Below are 16,689 nucleotides of genomic sequence, written 5' to 3' on the forward strand. Positions count from 1 at the left end.
CCGGACGAGTCACACGACGGGCAAGAGCCCCGCAGTTTGCGGCTGATGACACTGTCCTTACCGGCACCCCATGTCGGCGCCGTTGTCGATCCAGGCCAGGAGGAGCTCGGTGAACGGCACGGAGACCGGGGGGCAGGCTCGCAGAGCCGTAGCAGGACGTGGTCGTTGCCATGGAGGTCGTTGTCGATGGTCAGGCGGATGTTTGTTTCTGCTGCCCTTCGGCAGCCTTCTTCTGGGCGGATAGCTTGCCGAGTTGAAAGGTGAGCAGGGCTGCCAGGAGCGGTGCCACTGTTTGCAGCCAGCTGCGGGTGGTCTCGTACTTTTCTCAGCTGCGTCACGGCCACCTGAAGCGTTAACCGTCCTCCTGGAATGGCCATGGGAACACTAGTGGTTGGCTCAGGAGTGGGACTGGAGGTCGGCTCTTCGGTACTGGGCTCCGGGGGCTCGTTGGTGTGAGGGCTGGCCGCGGGGAAGGTTCTTGGGACCCTTCGTGGACGACAATAGGAACAACACTGGCGAGGCTCGCCACAAGAGTCGCTACAACGGCGGACCAGTTCATCTCGCCGTGGTGGTCGCGTGGACGTATGGGTGAAGCGGCCGGACGGCGCCGACTACGACGCTCCGCACATGGCTAGCGCGGTTCGCGCCAGCCCGCGCAGCCAGGCGTGGGCGTGGTCGGTGTCGTAGCGCTGATGCCACGACAGGTATATCGGTGCCGACGGCAGTTCGAGCGGGAGGGGGAGCACGACCAGGCCGAGGTCGGCGACCGCGGACCGCGTGGTGGTTTCGGGGACGCTGATCAGGAGATCGGAGCCGCGCGCGAACTCCAGCGCGGCCGCTTCCGTGGGCGCGGTCGCCACCACGCGGCGGGTGAGGCCGAGCCGCGCGAGGGCGTCGTCGAGGGCATTGCTGAGGTTTCCACGTCGCGAGACGGTCACGTGCTCAGCGGCGGCGTACCGCTTTGCGGTGACGGTCCTGACGCGGGTGAGGGGGTGCCCGTGCCTCACGACGATGACGAGGCGGGTCTCGCCCACGTTCTCGGCACGGATGTCCGGTGCGCTCGGGCGGTTGGCGTTCGCCTCCAGGTCGACCTCGCCGCGCCGCAACTCGGGGGTGTCGATGCTCGATTCCGCGACGAAGCGCAATCGCACGCCCGGCGCCTGTCCGCGCACGGCCGCGAGCAGTGCGGGGCCGCTCAAGGCGACCAGGGAATCGTGCCAGCGGAGTGTGAAAGTGCGCTCCAACGTTGCCAGATCGAGTTCACGGCTCGGTGCCAGCACCCCCTGGACCTGGTGCAGCAGCTCGTGCACCTGTTCCCGGACGGCGATCGCATACGGCGTCGGGGTCATCGTGCGGCCGGTGCGCACCAGGATCTGATCTCCGGTCGTGCGCCGGATTCGGCCCAGACTCCGGCTCATCGCGGGGGCGGTGACGTGCAGGCGCGCGGCCGCCCCGGCCACGCTTCCCTCCTCCAGCAGCGCGTCGAGCGCGGTGAGCAGGTTCAAATCCAATTGCATGTGAGTAATCCTATCCGTGCTTGACATGCATTTGAAGTTAATGAAGGGGCTCTATACCTTCGAGACGAGAGCGCAAGACGGAACGCACAGCTTCGCCCGACCGGCCTCATCACCCCTCCTCACACGGGAGTACCACCATGTCCGAAACGCTTCAGACCACTGACGTCGCCGCCTCCGACGCCGACCTGCTCGACCAGACCGCGATCGCCGTGCGCGCGGCCGGTTCGGCGCTGCGCGAACGCTTCGGCGAGGTGGTCCGCTACCAGACCCGCGAAGAGCTGATGCGCGCGCTCGCCGCCAACGACGACACGGCCCTCGACATCCTGCGCCCCCGCCTCACGCGCCTGCGCCCGGACGCCGGCTGGGTGGAGGACGAACTGGACGGCGGGGCGCTGCCGCCCGGCGAATGGTGGGTCGTGGATCCGGCCGAAGGCAACGTCAACCACCTGCACGCCCTGCCGGAGTGGGCGGTGACCGCCACCCTCGTGCGTGAGAACCAGCCGGTGCTCACCGCGGTCCACCTGCCGTTGACCGGCGAGACCTACACCGCGCTCACCGGCGCGGGCGCCCACCTCGACGGCCGGCCGCTGCACGTCTCCCAGACCGCGGACCTCGGCCTGAGCATCGTGGCCACCAGCCAGGCCCGGCCGGACGAGGACGAGAAAGTCGTGAGGCGCGTCGGCTCCTCGATCACCGCGATGCTTTTCGACGCGCTCGTCGTCCGCACCGCCGTGCCCGCGACCCTGCACCTGCTGAACGTGGCCGCCGGCCGGATCGACGCCTTCTGGCAGTTCGCCGGCGCCCGCGCAGACCTGCTGCCCGGGGCGCTGCTCGTCACCGAGGCCGGCGGACAGATCTCCGACGCCGAGGGCCGCCCCTGGACCCCGCAGAGCGAGAGCTTTCTGGCCGCCGCGCCCGGCGTCCACGCCGAGGCCGTCGCCACGCTCTCACGCTGACCGCGCACCACAACCTGCACGCACGGAAGGACCAGATCATCATGACCACGATCGCAGTTCTCGGAAACGGCCGCGTCGGCGGCAACCTGGCCACAGCCCTCATCCGGGCAGGGCATGAGGTGACCGTGGCGGACCGCGCGCCGGGCGCCGCCGCCGACGCTGCCCGGACAGCCCAGATCGTCATCAACGCCACCCCGGGCGCCGGCTCGCTGGACCGGCTCGTCGCCCTGCGCGAGGAACTGCGCGACAAGATCCTCGTCGACGTCTCCAACGCCACCGTCGACGGACCGGACGGACTGCCCGCCGACCTGATCTACCCCGGCTCAAGCCTCGCCGAGCAACTCCAGGAAGCGCTCCCCGAAACGCGCGTCGTCAAGACACTCAACACCATGCTCTTCCCGGTGATGACCGCGCCGGCCACGCTCACCCAGGCGCCCGATGCCTTCCTCTCCGGCGAGGACCCGCAGGCCAAGCAGACCGTCCGTGAACTGCTCATCAACCTCGGCTGGCGCAAGGAGTGGATCACTGATCTCGGCGGGATCCAGACCGCCCGCGCCACGGAGGCCGCGATCCTGTTCGTACCGCACGTGATTCGGTCCAGCGGATTCGCACCCTTCGCGATCTCGATCGCCCGCTGATCCGCACACAGTGCACCGCCCCCGGCGGGCCCAACATCCACAACGGATACGACAGCGCAGCCAGGGCCGGCAGCTGCCACGGGCGTGTCAGCGCTCGTGTTGATCTTCCCGTTGGCTTGGTGGGTGGCGGGGTCGTAGCAGGCTCCGTCACGCCAGCAGGCCCAGATCACGCGGAGCCAGGCGCGGGCCAGGATGCGGATGGCGTGGGGGTGTCGCTTCTTGCGGGCACGGGCGTCGGTGTAGATCGTCGCGGCCCAGTCGCTGCCGTGTCTGCTGTTGTCGGCGAACGTGGTGACGGCCAGGCGTGCGCGGCGGTTGGTCGCGTAACGGAAGGCGACGGTACGGGACTTGCCGGAGGCTTTCGTGACCGGGACGACGCCGGCTTCGGCGATGAACTGCTCGCAGGTCTGGGAGCGTTCGAGGATGGGGCCGAGTTCGCCGATGATCTGGGCGGAGGTTGACCTTGCCGATTCGCGGCATCGTCGCGAACAGAGGCGCGTAGGGGTGGGCCTTGACGGCCTCGGTGATGGCCTTGTCCAGCGCGCGGACGGTGGCACGGATGCCCTGGACGAGTTGGACGTGTACGCGGCCGAGGGCGCCGACCGCAGACGCTCGGCGAGGAAGCTGCCGGGCTTCTTGCCCGAGTAGCCGTGGCGTTTGCACCAGGCTTCCAGACGTCCGGCGGTGAGCTTGGAGGCGGCGGCCGGGGTGGGGTAACGCTCCAGGAAGGCCAGGGCGATGTCGCTGTCGAGTTCGTAGAAGACGGCCTTGCCGCCGGGCCAGTGGGCGTCCAGCAATGCGGCGAGCTGGTTGACGGCGGCGACTTTGGCCTCGATGTGGTCGGCGCGCTGCCGGGTGAGCGCCTGCAGGTTGAGGGTGGCCTGGTCGGTGGGCTCCAGGCGGGGCAGGAAGTGGCCGTCGGTGCGGAGGTAGTCGGCGAGTTTCATGCTGTCGCCCGAGTCCGTTTTGGCCTTGGCGGCACCCCAGCGCGGGCGCATCGCGTGGAAGAAGGGACGGTCCTCTAATGTGCCCCGCACCCGACGAACGCGACCGTATCCGCGCGGCCGTGGACCGCATCCTGCAGGGAACCGCACAGCACTCCAACGGCGCGCTGACGATCGTCGCCCTGGCCCAGGGAGCCGGCGTCCCGCGCAACGCGCTCACCCAGCGCCACCTCGACCTCAGGAACGACTTCTACGCGCAGGTCAGGGCGCGAGGACAGACACCGCATTCCGAGATCCGCATGCGCCAGCAGATCGTCAAACTGAAGGAACTCCGCGCCAAGGACTCCACCGAACTGACCCAGCTGCGGACCGACGTCGAGCACCTCGTCCGCGCTGTCAACCAACTGACCGCGCACAACGACAGCTGCTCCACGCCCTGTCCCAGCCCAGCTCCCCGGTCCAGGCGCTGCCGACCCAACCGCACCCGGACTCGAGCCACTGAGTCGCTGCGCGAGCGGTGATGGGGATCTGCTTCCACCGAGCCGCCGACTCGTAGCAGCACCCCTACACGGCCGAGATGGCAGCCTGCACTTCGCTGAGGATCTGCCGGGCGAGGTCGCTGTACTCATCGGTGTTGTCGGCATCGCTCCACCGCTCGTAGGCGCCGTTCAGTGCGAGGGTGCCCAGCTCTGCGGCCGCTGGGGCGGTGAGGGCTGGGGTCCCGCGATGAGATAGGGCCTGGGCTATGGAAGCGGTGAGGCTGATGCCCTTCAGTGCTTCGCGCTCCTGCAGGTCGGGGATGGGCCTCGATGACTGCTCGCCTTCGGGCGCTGAATGCACGGTGTGCGGGTGTAAAGACGCTCTGTCCGAGAGCGTCGATGCCGCGCGCCAGGGCGGTGACGGCAACGCGAGGCGATGGCTGTTCCGGTCGGCTCAGGTGTGGAGATGGCTGCGTTCGCCGTTGTGGTCGAGGATGCACAGGATCTCGGCGGGGCCGCGGTCGCTGCGGATGGCGTGGGGAGTCATGGTGGAGAACGAGGCAGCCTGACCGGCCTCGATGCGGATGACGCGTTCGCCGAGATACAGCACGACGGTGCCGGACAGCACGGTGAACCAGTCTCTGCCGGGATGGACACCCAAGTCGTCGGGGGTGACGCTGCCCGCCTGGTCGGTGATGCGCATCTTGGCGACGGTCAGCCCCTGGGGGCCGTTGTCCTTGGTGAGGAGCCAGGTGGTCAGGCCGCGGGTCTCGTCGCGGTCGGGCCGGATGACGACGTCGGAGTCATCGGGGGACGCGACGAGCTCGTCGAGAGACTTTCCCAGCGCCCCGGAGATAGAGGTGAGCTGGTCGAGGCTGATGCGGCGATGCCCGGTCTCGATGCGGCTGAGTTGCGACGGGCTGATGCCCGCACGTTCTGCCAAATTGTCCAGTGACCAGCCGCGCGCCTTGCGCAGGGACCGGATCCGCATCCTGACGGCGGTGTCCAATGTCGATTCTTGCTCCACCGGCAAGAGTCTATGACGAGGCGACAATGATCGCTTTACCGTTCGACGCATGAACACACACCACAACACTCGCGGCCATATCGGACACGAGCGGGCGAGCGGCTCCGACATCCCGATGGCGCAGCTGCTGGAACTGGACGCCGAAGTCCTGGCGCCCTATCTCGCAGAGCTGACCGGCTGGCTCGCCGATCTCACGCACCCCGCCCCGGCCCGGATCCTGGATCTTGGCAGCGGCCCCGGCACCGGCAGCCTCGCCCTCGCCCACCGGTTCGGCTCGGCACAGGTGACGGCGGTGGACATCTCTCCGCAGATGCTGCACCGCCTGCACAAGCAGGCAGCCGCACATGGCGTTACCGACCGGATCAGCACGCTGGAGGCGAACCTCGACGAGCCCTGGGCCGAGATCGGTGAGGGCGGGCCGTACGACCTGATCTGGGCCGCCGCGTTCCTGCACCACGTGGCTGACCCCGCCCGCACGCTGGCCCAGGCGTTCGAGCATGTGCGGCCGGGCGGGCTCCTCACGGTCACTGAGATGGACTTCTTCCCCCGTTTCCTGCCCGAGGACATTGGTATCGGCCGGCCCGGCCTGGAGGCCCGCATGCACGCCGCCACGAACACCCAGCCGCCCCACGAATGGACCGGCGAGCTGACGGACGCCGGATTCACCCTCGAAGAGCGGCGCCCCTTTGACATCCGTCTCGACCGCGCACAGGCGGGACCGGCCCTGAACGACTACGCCCAGACGTGTCTGGCCAAGCTGCGTTCGCACGCCACCGACGCCCTGGACGCGGACGACCTTGACGCCTTGGATGCCCTGCTGGACGAAACGCAGCCGCACAGCATCGCGCGCCGTGACGACTTGACCGTGCGCACCACCCGCACCACCTGGATCGCCCGCAGCCCCGGTGCGATCCGCGGCGTCCGCCTCACCGGCGAAGTCTGTGATCTTCCCTGAGGCGACGCTGGCCAGCCACACCCCGGTCTCGCCGAGCTCGTCCACCCACCCGAGGTGTTCGGCTTGGGCGCGGAAGTGCGACCACGTCGGGGCCTTCGCCGACTGCTTCAGCCTGTTACGTTTCCGCCACACGAGAATGATACGCCTGTTCGAGTTAGGGGAACGACGCCACGTCGCGCGGAGATGTCGATGGTGTTCCGGCGCCCATCTTCGGTTGTGGTGTCGTGGTCCAGGCGACCGATGGCGGCTTGCCCGCCTACTGGCGGTCGGTGGCGAGGTGGGTGCCCTGCTCGGTACGCCGGTACAGCACGTAGCGCCCGTCACGGATGGGGCTGACGAGACCGGACCGGCGTAGAACGCCGAGGTGGTACGAGACGGTTGCGGGGCTGAGGAAGTGGCGGGCGGCCAGCTCGGACGTGCTGGCAGGACGGGCCAGGGCCGTGAGCAGGTCGGCTCGTGTCGGGCCGACGAGGCGGGCGAGTTCGGCGGATGCGGTGTGCGCACGAGACGACGGAGCCGTCAGGGGATAGACGACCAGTGGCGGCCATTGGCCGGGGGGTTCCAGCGGGTCGATGGCCACCGCGGGAAACCGCGCGACCAGTGAGGGGGCCAGCACCACGAGTGGCACGTGCAGGATTCCTGTGAAGCGGCTTTCGATACGGAGCGTGCCGTTGTCCCAGGTGATACCGGGATGCATGGAATTGAACAGGTCACCGGCCCCGTACCGGGCGACGATGCCCGCGCGTCGGTCCACTTCCGCGTCAAGGAGGGACTTCGCTGCTTCCCAGTGAGGCGCGAAGGCCAGCTGCCAGTAGTGTCGCAGCTCGGTGGCGGCTTGCCGCGCGACGTGACGCCCGCCGCGGGCCATCGCCCGACGCAGGGTCTGCGACGGCTCGAGCCCCTGCAGACCAGCGCGTGGACGGCCGCTGCGGATGAAGTCCAGCTCGCTTATGACCCGCTCCGGCGCGGTGCCGGCGACAAGCTCCAGCTCCTCCTCGATGGCCGGGGCGGGAGTGGACGGATACGGGCTGAGGAAGTCCGGCAAGTAGCCAGCCCCCTCAAGTGCCAACGCGGACAACAGGGGCAACCCCGCCCGGCGCAACGACCGGCGAGCCCGGGCCAGCCAGGGACCGACGTCGTCCCGTGGGCTGAGCCCCCATGGCATCAGAGTTCCCGTGACTTGCTGCAGAGGTGAGACGACGAACCTGCATCGCGCCAAGCCAGCGACATCCAGGGTGAGTTGAATCATCTCCGCCCCCTGCGTCCACGGATTCGAACGTCCTCGAATCGTCGCACGGAACCTCGGCCTCCGGGCCCGGACCGATCCAGGATCTGTCTGCTCGCCCTTCGTGCGGCGGTGGCCGACTCCTGGTCCGCACCCTCCCAGGTGGTGACGAGCGGCTTCAGCTCGTCCTCCAGGTTGTTGAGGGTCGTGATGATCCCCTGGGTCTGTTCCATCAACTCCTCGATGGCCTGCTGAACCTTGGGGTATTGCACGTCGATGATGCCGTCGGCCATGACGTCTCCTCTCGAAGGCCGGGCGCCGGGCCCGGGAAGCTCACGAAGTCCGGCCCTGTCGAAGAGGGCCGGTACCGCGGGTGGTTCAGCGCAGTGCTTCGAAGACGCCCTGGCTGGTCTTGCTGTTGAGGACCTCGGTCAGGTCCTGGTTCTCCTTCGCCAGGCGGTTGGCGGAGGTCACGTTCTCCTGAAGCGCGTCGATCATCGTGCTGATCTGGACGACGACCTTCTGTGCCTCGGTGTTCCAGCTACGGAAGAGCTTCAGCAGGGCCTGGCCCTCGTCGCCACCGACGCCCGAACGCGCGGCTATCTGGGCAACGTTGTCCTGGATCTTCTCGACCTGGTTCCGGGCCGACTCCAGAGAGGAGACGCCCCCCAAGCCCTTGGCATAATCCGCTTTCCTCGCGGCACTGTCCGCCATGTCACGCTCCCTTCGTTCAGGCGCGTCTCGTCGCACCGTTGCCCGCTGAGGCTAAAGAGAAACCAGGGTTCCGCGCAACGCGTTCAGGGAAGATGTGAGCAACGGCCGGTTCGGAAGAATTCGCCTGTGTGGCAACGGAGTTGTGCGAACGTTGCAGCAGGATGAACAGGTACGCCCGAACGACGGGCACGCAGGACGTGACCGTCCGCAGGTCGACCCCCGGACGGGCGAGAAACGGGCACACAAAGAGACTGAACGGTCATCGGGAAGGACCGCACCGGGCAATGCGCGCGTACCCGCGGAGTTCCCCGGGTACCGCCGGGCCGAATTACTTGAGCTTCCCCTGAGGTTTCGCCTTCGTATGCGGCACCGCGACAACTCCTCCGACTCGGCGACTTCGCGCCATCTGCGCCGAGTTCGGCCTGATGTTTCCCTCCGCGCGTCCTTTTCTTTTCTTTTCCCTCGGCGCCGTATGTGTTCCCTTGCCGGAATCGGTGCGTGGTGTCAGCTCCGTGAAGCGGCGCCCGCTGCGTCCACCTCGTCCGCCTTGTCCGCTTCTTCGGTCTTCCCGGACTCCTCCGACCGATCGGCGGCGCCGCACTCCGGAGCCGTCACCTTGGGTTCGGTGGCGCCGGCAGCGGCGGTCGCGTCGAGGTCCGCGCCGGTGGGGAAGGCCGCCAGCAGCGGTGCCGGGACCGAGCCGATGTCCGCGGCCTCGTACCCGAGTGCTGCCAGCGATTCCTTCGCGGAGACGCGGTACTTCACACCGTTCTCCGCCACCAGATAGGTGGTTCCGGCGTGCGCGGCACCGCTCGCGTGCAGGGCCCGGACCAGAGCGCCGTGCCCCGGCCGTACCACCGTGGCGTCCGTCGGGACACAGGCCGGCTTCAGCGGCTGGGCCGTGCCCTCCGACACCGCGACCGGGGCGAGCTGGGTCAGCGGGACCAGCACCGACCTGATCCGCACGCCGCCGTTGTCGCCGTCCACCTGCGCGCAGAGCGCGGTGCCGCGCTCCGCGGACTGCGGGAGCGGCGGCGCTTCCGGCAGCTCCGCGGATCCGGCGGAGCCCGCATCCTTCGCCCGGTGCTCGCGCAGCGCGTCCGCGCCGACCGTGCGCACCTCGGGCGACTGCCCCTGGTAGGCGTCCTTCTGGGTGGCCGGGTCGCCCAGCACCAGGGCGGCGCCGAGCCGGGTCAGCGGCACCAGGCCGTCCTTGCGCAGCAGGTGGTAGGTACTGCCGCCGCCGGGCACGCTGACCTTGAACAGCTGGCCGATCCGGCTGGCCTCACCACCGAGTTCGGGGCCCTCCTCGCCGCGCCCCGCCACCGCGGGCGGCTTCAGGGCGGGGCCGGGTGCCAGCGCGTCGAGAAAGGCCGCCGAGACCCGCATCGGCTGCTGGGAGCCGTAACCGAGGGCGTTGCGGGCGTCGGAGGCACGGTCCAGCGGCAGCCTACTGCCCCGCCACACCAGGTACTCGGTGTCGTCCGGGCCGCGTACCAGCACACCGCGGTCGCGGCCGATGCCGCGGGAGTCCAGGGGCATCCCGGCCGCCACGGTGGTGGCGCCCGGCTTGTCCACCCCGCTGGTCGTCACGACGCCGGAGGTGTTGGGCAGCGCCCCGTCAGGACCAGTGACGCACATGTGCCAGGCGCCGTCGTCGAGTTGGCCGGCCCGGGGCACGACGTCCGGGGCGCCGGGGATACCGACCGGGGCGCCCACCGGGACGCCCTGCAGCGAGGGCGTACGGACGTCCGCGGTCGCCAGGTCGGAGCCGCCGATCAGCTTCGCCGAGGCGTAGTTGCGCACGGGGTGCAGTACGCCGTCGGTGCCGGTCCACAGATATCGGGCGCCGGTGTCACGGTTGACCACCAGGTGCTTGCCGTCGCGCCAGCCGTCGTTCCCGCCGGGGCGCAGCAGGCCGTAGACGGTGGCGCCCGCGCCGATCAGGACGGTGACCAGTACGCCGAAGACCACGCCCCGGGTGGTGCGCCCGAGCGGGCTCTCCGGGGCGTCCGGGTCGGCCATCAGCAGGCTCGAGCTGAGCCTGCCCATCATGAACGTGTGGGCGTGTACCTGGTCGCGTTTGGACTGCACGGCCTCTCCTCAACTCCTTCTCCATGCCGCGGCGTAGGGGTGTGCTCAGCCGAACAGGCCGCGCAGCCAGCCGAAGAGCCCCGCCGCCCAGAGGGCGAGCGGCAGCAGCGCCACCGCGAAGCCGGTGTGCGCCAGTTCCGCCGCGCGGCCCCAGTACGGCAGCACCCGGCGGCCGGGCACCGTCCAGGCGGCGATCACGAGTGCGGCCGCGGCGGCGAGCAGCACCGCGAAGACCAGTACGCGTCCGTCGCCGTGGTCGTCCACCGCCCAGGAGCGGGCGAGCAGCAGCAGCCCCCAGACGCCGGGTACGGCCAGGGTCAGCCGCTGCCCGATGTGCACCAGGCCGCGGCAGTGCAGGACCAGCAGCAGGCTCAGCCCGACGGAGGTCAGCACCTCGGGCAGGTTCGGGTGGTCGGTGAGGACGACCAGGGCGGCCGCGGCGATGATGCCGGTGGCGGCGAAGAGCGCGGTGACCCAGCGCCCGGCCAGTTCGGTGCGCTCGGCGACCTCGTCGCCCGCGTAGGGCTCGATGCCCTCCTGGAGCTGGCTTGCGGAGGACGGCAGCGCGGGCAGGCGCATCCCGGCCAGCTTGAAGGCGAAGGGTGCCACCGCTCCGGCGGCGAGGGCGACCACGGTCGCCACCAGCGCCACCGAGGCCGGTACGTCCAGGCCGGTGTAGCCCATCAGGGCCCCGGCGATCGCGGTCGCCACCGAGACCAGCGCGGTGGCGAAGAGGGCCGGGGCGCCGACCGCGGTGGCGGCGAGCGCGAGGACCGCGCCGCCCGCTCCGGCCGCGCCTGCCGCGAGGAGCCGTGCGCCCGCGACCTGTGCCGCGTCGGGGCCGGTCAGGTCTCCGCCCGGCAGCAGCCAGCCGGCCAGCGCCAGGCAGGGCGCGACGAGCAGGGCGAGCGCGGTCGCGGAGAGGCGGTCGCCGACCGCGCGGCTGGCCGAGCCCGCGCCCGCGAGCAGCAGCAGCCCGGTCACGGCCGCGAAGGCGACCTGAGTGGATTCGGAGCCGGTCGCCCCGGGCCAGAGCACCAGCGCGAGGGCGGCCGCCACGGTCGCCACCGCGGTGCCCACCAGGAGTCCGCGGGCCGCTTCGGGGTGCCAGGTGTGCAGCTTCCGGCCCGCGGTGTCGGCTATCCCGTCCACCAGGTCGTCGAGCCGGGCCTCGGGCAGCGCCTCGGTGTGCGGGCGCAGGTAGAGCACGGCGCCGTCGGCGAACCCGGCGTGGGCGAGGGTGGTCTCCTCGTCGAGCGGGGCGCCGCCGAGTTGCTGGAGCACCCAGCCGGCATGGTCGAGACCGGCCTCCTCGGCTTCCTCGCCCACATAACGGAGCAGCGTCGGCAGGAGATCGGCGACCGGCACGTCGGCGGGAACGGCCAGATCGACGGAGACGCTCGGCGCACGTACGGTCAGGCGGCACAGCTCGGCCACCGCACTGTCGGTCATCAGCTGAACTCTCGTCTTCCGTGGGGGCTTTGGCAGGAGGACTTCCCGGGGAGAGGGGACCTGCGAAGAGTACGGAAGGCCGGCGCGGCCAGGAACGGGGGTACCGGGCTGGGGAATTGTGTCCGCGCGGCCAGCGACCGCCTCTCCCACGTGGACAGGTCGCGTTCCGTGAATGCAGACTACTGCCTACGCCCGCCGGATCGTGCTGCGGACCGGACTCATTGTCCGGTATGGAGTTGTCCTTCACGGGAGTTGACCGTCCCCGCTATCCGCTCGAAACATTCACCCTGGCGTTCACCGCGTCATGCGGCACCCGGAGAATCAGCTCGGTGCGGTCTTTCCCGCTACCGGGCGTGCCGGTATTCGGTGGGCCCACAAAGGCAGTGAAACCGGAGGTTCTGTTCCTTGAGTGTGGTGCTGTTTCGCCGGCCGGCCCGCAGACGCGGACCGGAGATGCCCGAGGGTCAATTGACCCTTCAGGAGCCACCGGTCCTCGCCGAGACCGTGCCCGACACCTCCGCGATATGGACCTATTTGCCGATGGCGCTGATGTCGGTGTCCATGATGCTGATGTTCCTGCGCCCCGGCGGCGGGAACGGCGTCTTCATGTATCTGGCGATGGGCGTCATGGCGCTCTCCGCCGGTGCCATGCTGCTGGGGCAGCTGATGCGGCGCTCCAGCGAGCGCAAGCAGCGCCTGAAGGGCGAACGCCGCGACTACCTCCGCTATCTGGCGCAGACCCGCAAGCGGGTCCGTGCCACGATCGTGGAGCAGCAGCGTGCGCTCGCCTGGCGCCACCCGCACCCCGCCTCGCTGCGCTCGCTGGCCCGCACCTCGCGGCTGTGGGAGCGCCGTCCGACCGACGAGGACTTCGGCGAGGCCCGACTCGCGGTCGGCGAGCAGCAGCTCGCGCTCACCCTGCAACCGGTCTCCACCCGACCGGTGGAGGACCTCGAACCGCTCTGCGCCCACGCCCTGCGCCGCTTCATCCGCGCCTACTCCACCGTCCCGGAACAGCCCCTCGGCCTCTATCTGCGCTCCTCGGCCCGGATCCTGCTGCGCCCCGAGGAGACTCCGGGCCGGGCGACCGCCGAGCCGGTCGTCCCGCCGGCCGGGGAGACCGGCGGGGCCCGGGCCGAGGGCGGCGCCCCGGTGGAGGACCCGACCGACGCCGTACGCGCTCTCGTGCGCGCCGCGCTCGCCCAGCTCGCGGTGTTCCATGCGCCCGAGGAGCTGTGGATCGCGGTCTGTGTCAGTGACGAGCGGCGGCCCGACTGGGAGTGGGTCAAGTGGCTGCCGCACGCGCTGCACCCGCACGAGGAGGACGGCGCGGGTCAGGTCCGCCGGATCACCGCCGACCTCACCGAGCTGGACGACCTGCTCGGCGCCGAGTTCGCCGAGCGTCCCGGCTTCGACGCGGATGCCCGCCCCAGTCGTGACGAGCCCTACACCGTCGTCGTCCTGGACGGCGTCACCGTCCCCGAGGGCCATCGCTGGGAGGGGCACGGCTACCGCAACGCCGTGGTCCTCGACGTCTCCGGGGCGCTGCGCTGGCGGCCCGGCCGCAGCACACTGCGGCTGACCGTCGGTCCCGACCGGGTGAGCCTGGTGCGCACCGACCGCAGCCGCAAGGAGCGTTCCGTGCCGCTCGGCCGCCCGGACCGGCTCGGCCCGCTCGCCGCGGAGTCGCTGGCCCGGCTGCTCACCTCCCGCCGGATCAGTCTGGGCACCGACATCGCGCAGCCGCTGGACAGCGACGTCGAACTGACCACCCTGCTCGGCATCCCCGACCTGCACCGGCACGACCCGGCCACGCTCTTCGCCCGGCACACCGGCGCCGCGCGGCTGCGGGTTCCGGTCGCGGTCGGTGTGGACGGCCGCCCGGTGGAACTCGACATCAAGGAGTCCGCGCAGGGCGGCATGGGCCCCCACGGCATGCTCATCGGCGCCACCGGTTCCGGCAAGAGCGAGCTCCTGCGCACACTCGTCCTCGGCCTCGCGCTGACCAACTCCTCCGAGACCCTCAACTTCGTCCTGGTCGACTTCAAGGGCGGCGCCACCTTCCTGGGCCTGGAGGAACTCCCGCACACCTCCGCCGTCATCACCAACCTGGCCGACGAAGTGGCGCTGGTGGAGCGCATGCAGGATGCCCTGCACGGCGAGCTCATGCGCCGCCAGGAGCTGTTGCGCTCGGCCGGCAACTACACTTCCGCCCTGGAGTACGAGCGGGCCCGCGCCGCGGGGGCCGACCTCACCCCGCTGCCGAGTCTGTTCGTGGTGGTCGACGAGTTCAGCGAGCTCCTCTCCACGCACCGGGAGTTCATGGACCTGTTCGTGATGATCGGCCGCCTCGGCCGCTCCCTCGGGGTGCACCTGCTGCTCGCCTCGCAGCGCCTGGACGAGGGCCGCATGCACCAGTTGGAGAGCCACCTGTCGTACCGGGTCGGCCTGCGCACCTTCTCCGCCATGGAGAGCCGCGGCGTGCTCGGTGTGCCGGACGCCTATGAGCTCCCGGCCCAGCCCGGCAGCGGCTATCTGAAGTCCGGTGTGGAGTCACTGACCCGCTTCCGGGCGGCCTACTCCTCCGGCACCTACCGGCGTCGCACCGGCGCGGTGGTGCAGGCACGGGTTGCCAGCCAGGTGGTGCCGTGGACCAGCGGCTGGGTGGTGCCGCGCACGCTGGAGGCGGCGCCCGAACCGGAGCCGGAGACCGAGGAGAGCGAGGAGGACGAGGAGACGCTGCTCGCCGTGGCACTCGACCGGCTGCGCGACTCGGGCCCCGCCGCCCACCAGGTGTGGCTGCCTCCGCTCGACGAGCCGTCCCCGCTGGACGCCCTGCTGCCCGGCATCGCTCCGGACCCCGAGCGCGGCCTCACCGCTACCGGCTGGTCCGGCACCGGCAAGTTGCGGGTTCCGGTCGGCCTGGTGGACAAGCCCTTCGAGCAGCGCCGCGACCCGCTGATCGTGGACCTGTCCGGGGCAGGCGGCCACGTCGCCATCGCGGGCGGTTCGCAGAGCGGCAAGTCCACGCTCACCCGCACCCTGATCGGCGCCCTCGCCCTCACCCACACCCCCGCCGAGATCCAGTTCTACTGCCTGGACTTCGGCGGCGGCGGCCTCTCGCAGCTCGCCGCGCTGCCGCACGTGGGCGGCGTCGCGGCGCGGCTCAACCCGGAGCGGGTGCACCGGGCGGTCGCCGAGGTGATGACGCTGCTCGCCCGGCGCGAGCAGTTCTTCGTGGACCACACCATCGACTCCATGCAGTCGTACCGCCGCCGCAGGGCAGCCGGGGAGTTCCCCGACGAGCCGTTCGGTGATGTGTTCATGGTGGTCGACGGCTGGTCGACGGTCCGCCAGGACTACGACGACCTGATCCCGAAGTTCAACGAACTGGCCGCCCGCGGCCTCAACTACGGCATCCACCTGCTCATCACCACGACCCGCTGGGTGGAGCTGTCCGCGCAGGTGCGCGACCAGTCCGCCACCCGCCTGGAACTGCGGATGGGTGACCCGATGGACTCCGAGATCGACACCCGCAAGGCCCGCTCGGTGCCGCGCAGCGGCGGTCGCGGCATCACCGCCGACAGCAAGATGCACTTCCTCGCCGGCCTGCCCCGGCTGGACGGCAGCGGTTCCCTCGAGGACCTCGGCGAGGGCGTCGCCCACCTGGTCACCGAGGTCGCCCGGCACTGGTCCGGCGCACCGGCCCCGCAGGTGCGGATGCTGCCGCACCGGCTCCCGCTCGCCGAACTCCCCGCGCCCGATTCCACCGAGGGCGGCGGCATGCGCCTGCCTCTCGGTATCGACCAGGACGCCCTGGAACCGGTCTGGCACGACTTCAGCCGCACCCCGCACCTGATCGTGGTCGGCGACACCGAGAGCGGCAAGACCAACCTGCTGCGCGGCATCACCGCGGGCATCACCGCCCGCTACTCCCCCGCCGAGGCGAAGATCATCGTGGTGGACTACCGCCGCACCCTGGTGGACACCGTCCCCGAGGAGTACCGCATCGGGCACGTGATCTCCCTGGACAACCTCAAGGAGACCATCGAGGGCGCGGCCAGGGCGATGAAGACCCGCGTCCCCGGCGCCGACATCGCCCCCAGCCGCATGCGCAAGTGCGACTGGTGGACCGGCCCGCGTCTGTTCATCCTGATCGACGACTACGACATGGTCTCCGGCAGCTCGTTCCAGAGTCCCATGGAGCCGCTCTTCGAGTACCTGACGCTCGGCTTCGAGATGGGCCTGCACCTGGTGGTCGCCCGCAGTGCCATGGGCGCCGGCCGCGGCCTCAGCGACGGACTCATCCGCCGCCTCGACGAGGCCAACAACCCCGCCGTCCTCCTCTCCTGCCCGCCCACGGAGGGCCGTCTCTTCGGCAACGCGAAGCCCCGGAACCTCCCTCCGGGCCGAGCGCTGCACATCGCCCGTCGCCGGGCGAAGCTGATGCAGACGGCACTGGTGGAGGAGCCCCAGGGCCAGGCGGACTGAGGGACCACGAGCGCGAAGGGTACGTACGGAACCGGTAGCGGGGGCCACTTGAGGTGGCCCCCGCTGCAGGTTCCGGGCCGGTTGTACGGCGCTGGTGGACGGCCGCGACCGATGGGTGACCGGCGAGTCCTCGAGCCGGCGATTCGGCGTCGGCAACTGGTCGGGAACAACGTACGGCCGGCACCGGCGAGTTGCCG

General features: G+C 70.4%; 14 protein-coding genes and 2 pseudogenes. 6 read left to right on the forward strand and 10 right to left on the reverse strand.

Features of this window, described 5'->3' with window-relative positions; genetic code table 11:
- Positions 1 to 611 precede the first annotated feature (611 nt).
- On the reverse strand, positions 612 to 1,517 hold the full coding sequence (locus tag OOK40_RS25885) for a LysR family transcriptional regulator (RefSeq protein ID WP_266486400.1): 906 nt from the start codon (positions 1,515 to 1,517) through the stop codon (positions 612 to 614).
- Between the two features lie 137 nt (positions 1,518 to 1,654).
- Between OOK40_RS25885 and OOK40_RS25890 the strand changes: the two genes are divergently transcribed.
- Together OOK40_RS25890 and OOK40_RS25895 are read left to right on the forward strand one after the other, a co-directional pair.
- A complete protein-coding gene (locus OOK40_RS25890) occupies positions 1,655 to 2,473 on the forward strand; it encodes a 3'(2'),5'-bisphosphate nucleotidase CysQ (protein ID WP_266486403.1) in 819 nt (272 codons plus the stop codon).
- Positions 2,474 to 2,514: 41 nt separating this feature from the next.
- Entirely contained in the window at positions 2,515 to 3,111 is a 597-nt protein-coding gene (locus OOK40_RS25895; protein WP_266486405.1) for an NADPH-dependent F420 reductase, read from the forward strand.
- A 332-nt stretch (positions 3,112 to 3,443) separates the two neighbouring features.
- Here the strand turns inward: OOK40_RS25895 and OOK40_RS35480 are convergent.
- A pseudogene (locus tag OOK40_RS35480) lies at positions 3,444 to 3,668 on the reverse strand (transposase); the annotation flags it as partial.
- On the opposite strand from OOK40_RS35480, the gene OOK40_RS25905 reads away from it, so the two are divergent.
- Positions 3,616 to 3,759 (forward strand): hypothetical protein, encoded by a 144-nt coding sequence (locus tag OOK40_RS25905; protein ID WP_266486409.1) that lies wholly within the window; start codon positions 3,616 to 3,618, stop codon positions 3,757 to 3,759. The pseudogene OOK40_RS35480 and the gene OOK40_RS25905 sit on opposite strands and share 53 nt — an antisense overlap.
- A gap of 188 nt (positions 3,760 to 3,947) precedes the next feature.
- Here OOK40_RS25905 and OOK40_RS35485 read toward each other — a convergent pair.
- Positions 3,948 to 4,109, reverse strand: a pseudogene (locus tag OOK40_RS35485) (transposase); the annotation flags it as partial.
- A gap of 26 nt (positions 4,110 to 4,135) precedes the next feature.
- Here OOK40_RS35485 and OOK40_RS25915 point away from each other — a divergent pair.
- Positions 4,136 to 4,576 (forward strand): hypothetical protein, encoded by a 441-nt coding sequence (locus OOK40_RS25915; protein ID WP_266486415.1) that lies wholly within the window; start codon positions 4,136 to 4,138, stop codon positions 4,574 to 4,576.
- Between the two features lie 43 nt (positions 4,577 to 4,619).
- Here OOK40_RS25915 and OOK40_RS25920 read toward each other — a convergent pair whose 3' ends face one another.
- Together OOK40_RS25920 and OOK40_RS25925 are read right to left on the reverse strand one after the other, a co-directional pair.
- The gene (locus OOK40_RS25920) at positions 4,620 to 4,895 is read right to left on the reverse strand and encodes a hypothetical protein (RefSeq protein ID WP_266486416.1); all 276 of its coding nucleotides are present in this window, start codon (positions 4,893 to 4,895) and stop codon (positions 4,620 to 4,622) included.
- A 93-nt stretch (positions 4,896 to 4,988) separates the two neighbouring features.
- A complete protein-coding gene (locus OOK40_RS25925; RefSeq protein ID WP_266486610.1) occupies positions 4,989 to 5,525 on the reverse strand; it encodes a helix-turn-helix domain-containing protein in 537 nt (178 codons plus the stop codon).
- An 85-nt stretch (positions 5,526 to 5,610) separates the two neighbouring features.
- Between OOK40_RS25925 and OOK40_RS25930 the strand changes: the two genes are divergently transcribed.
- A complete protein-coding gene (locus OOK40_RS25930; protein WP_266486419.1) occupies positions 5,611 to 6,516 on the forward strand; it encodes a bifunctional 2-polyprenyl-6-hydroxyphenol methylase/3-demethylubiquinol 3-O-methyltransferase UbiG in 906 nt (301 codons plus the stop codon).
- A 256-nt stretch (positions 6,517 to 6,772) separates the two neighbouring features.
- Here the strand turns inward: OOK40_RS25930 and OOK40_RS25935 are convergent, their stop codons facing one another.
- The 5 genes from OOK40_RS25935 to eccD all read right to left on the reverse strand — a co-directional run bounded on the left by OOK40_RS25935 (position 6,773) and on the right by eccD (position 12,001).
- On the reverse strand, positions 6,773 to 7,561 hold the full coding sequence (locus OOK40_RS25935) for a helix-turn-helix transcriptional regulator (protein ID WP_266486422.1): 789 nt from the start codon (positions 7,559 to 7,561) through the stop codon (positions 6,773 to 6,775).
- Positions 7,562 to 7,761: 200 nt separating this feature from the next.
- Complete coding sequence (locus OOK40_RS25940; protein ID WP_266486424.1) at positions 7,762 to 8,034, reverse strand: hypothetical protein; 273 nt, start codon at positions 8,032 to 8,034, stop codon at positions 7,762 to 7,764.
- Between the two features lie 85 nt (positions 8,035 to 8,119).
- Positions 8,120 to 8,455 (reverse strand): hypothetical protein, encoded by a 336-nt coding sequence (locus OOK40_RS25945; RefSeq protein WP_215089266.1) that lies wholly within the window; start codon positions 8,453 to 8,455, stop codon positions 8,120 to 8,122.
- A gap of 504 nt (positions 8,456 to 8,959) precedes the next feature.
- Positions 8,960 to 10,549, reverse strand: coding sequence for a type VII secretion protein EccB (eccB, locus tag OOK40_RS25950; protein WP_266486432.1), 1,590 nt, complete (start codon positions 10,547 to 10,549; stop codon positions 8,960 to 8,962).
- Between the two features lie 45 nt (positions 10,550 to 10,594).
- On the reverse strand, positions 10,595 to 12,001 hold the full coding sequence (gene eccD, locus OOK40_RS25955; protein ID WP_266486435.1) for a type VII secretion integral membrane protein EccD: 1,407 nt from the start codon (positions 11,999 to 12,001) through the stop codon (positions 10,595 to 10,597).
- A 453-nt stretch (positions 12,002 to 12,454) separates the two neighbouring features.
- On the opposite strand from eccD, the gene eccCa reads away from it, so the two are divergent.
- Positions 12,455 to 16,492: a type VII secretion protein EccCa gene (gene eccCa / locus OOK40_RS25960; RefSeq protein WP_266486438.1), complete on the forward strand. Its 4,038-nt coding sequence runs from the start codon at positions 12,455 to 12,457 to the stop codon at positions 16,490 to 16,492.
- Positions 16,493 to 16,689: the final 197 nt, after the last annotated feature.

It is taken from the genome of Streptomyces sp. NBC_01481 (assembly GCF_026339995.1).
Classification (GTDB): Bacteria; Actinomycetota; Actinomycetes; order Streptomycetales; family Streptomycetaceae; genus Streptomyces.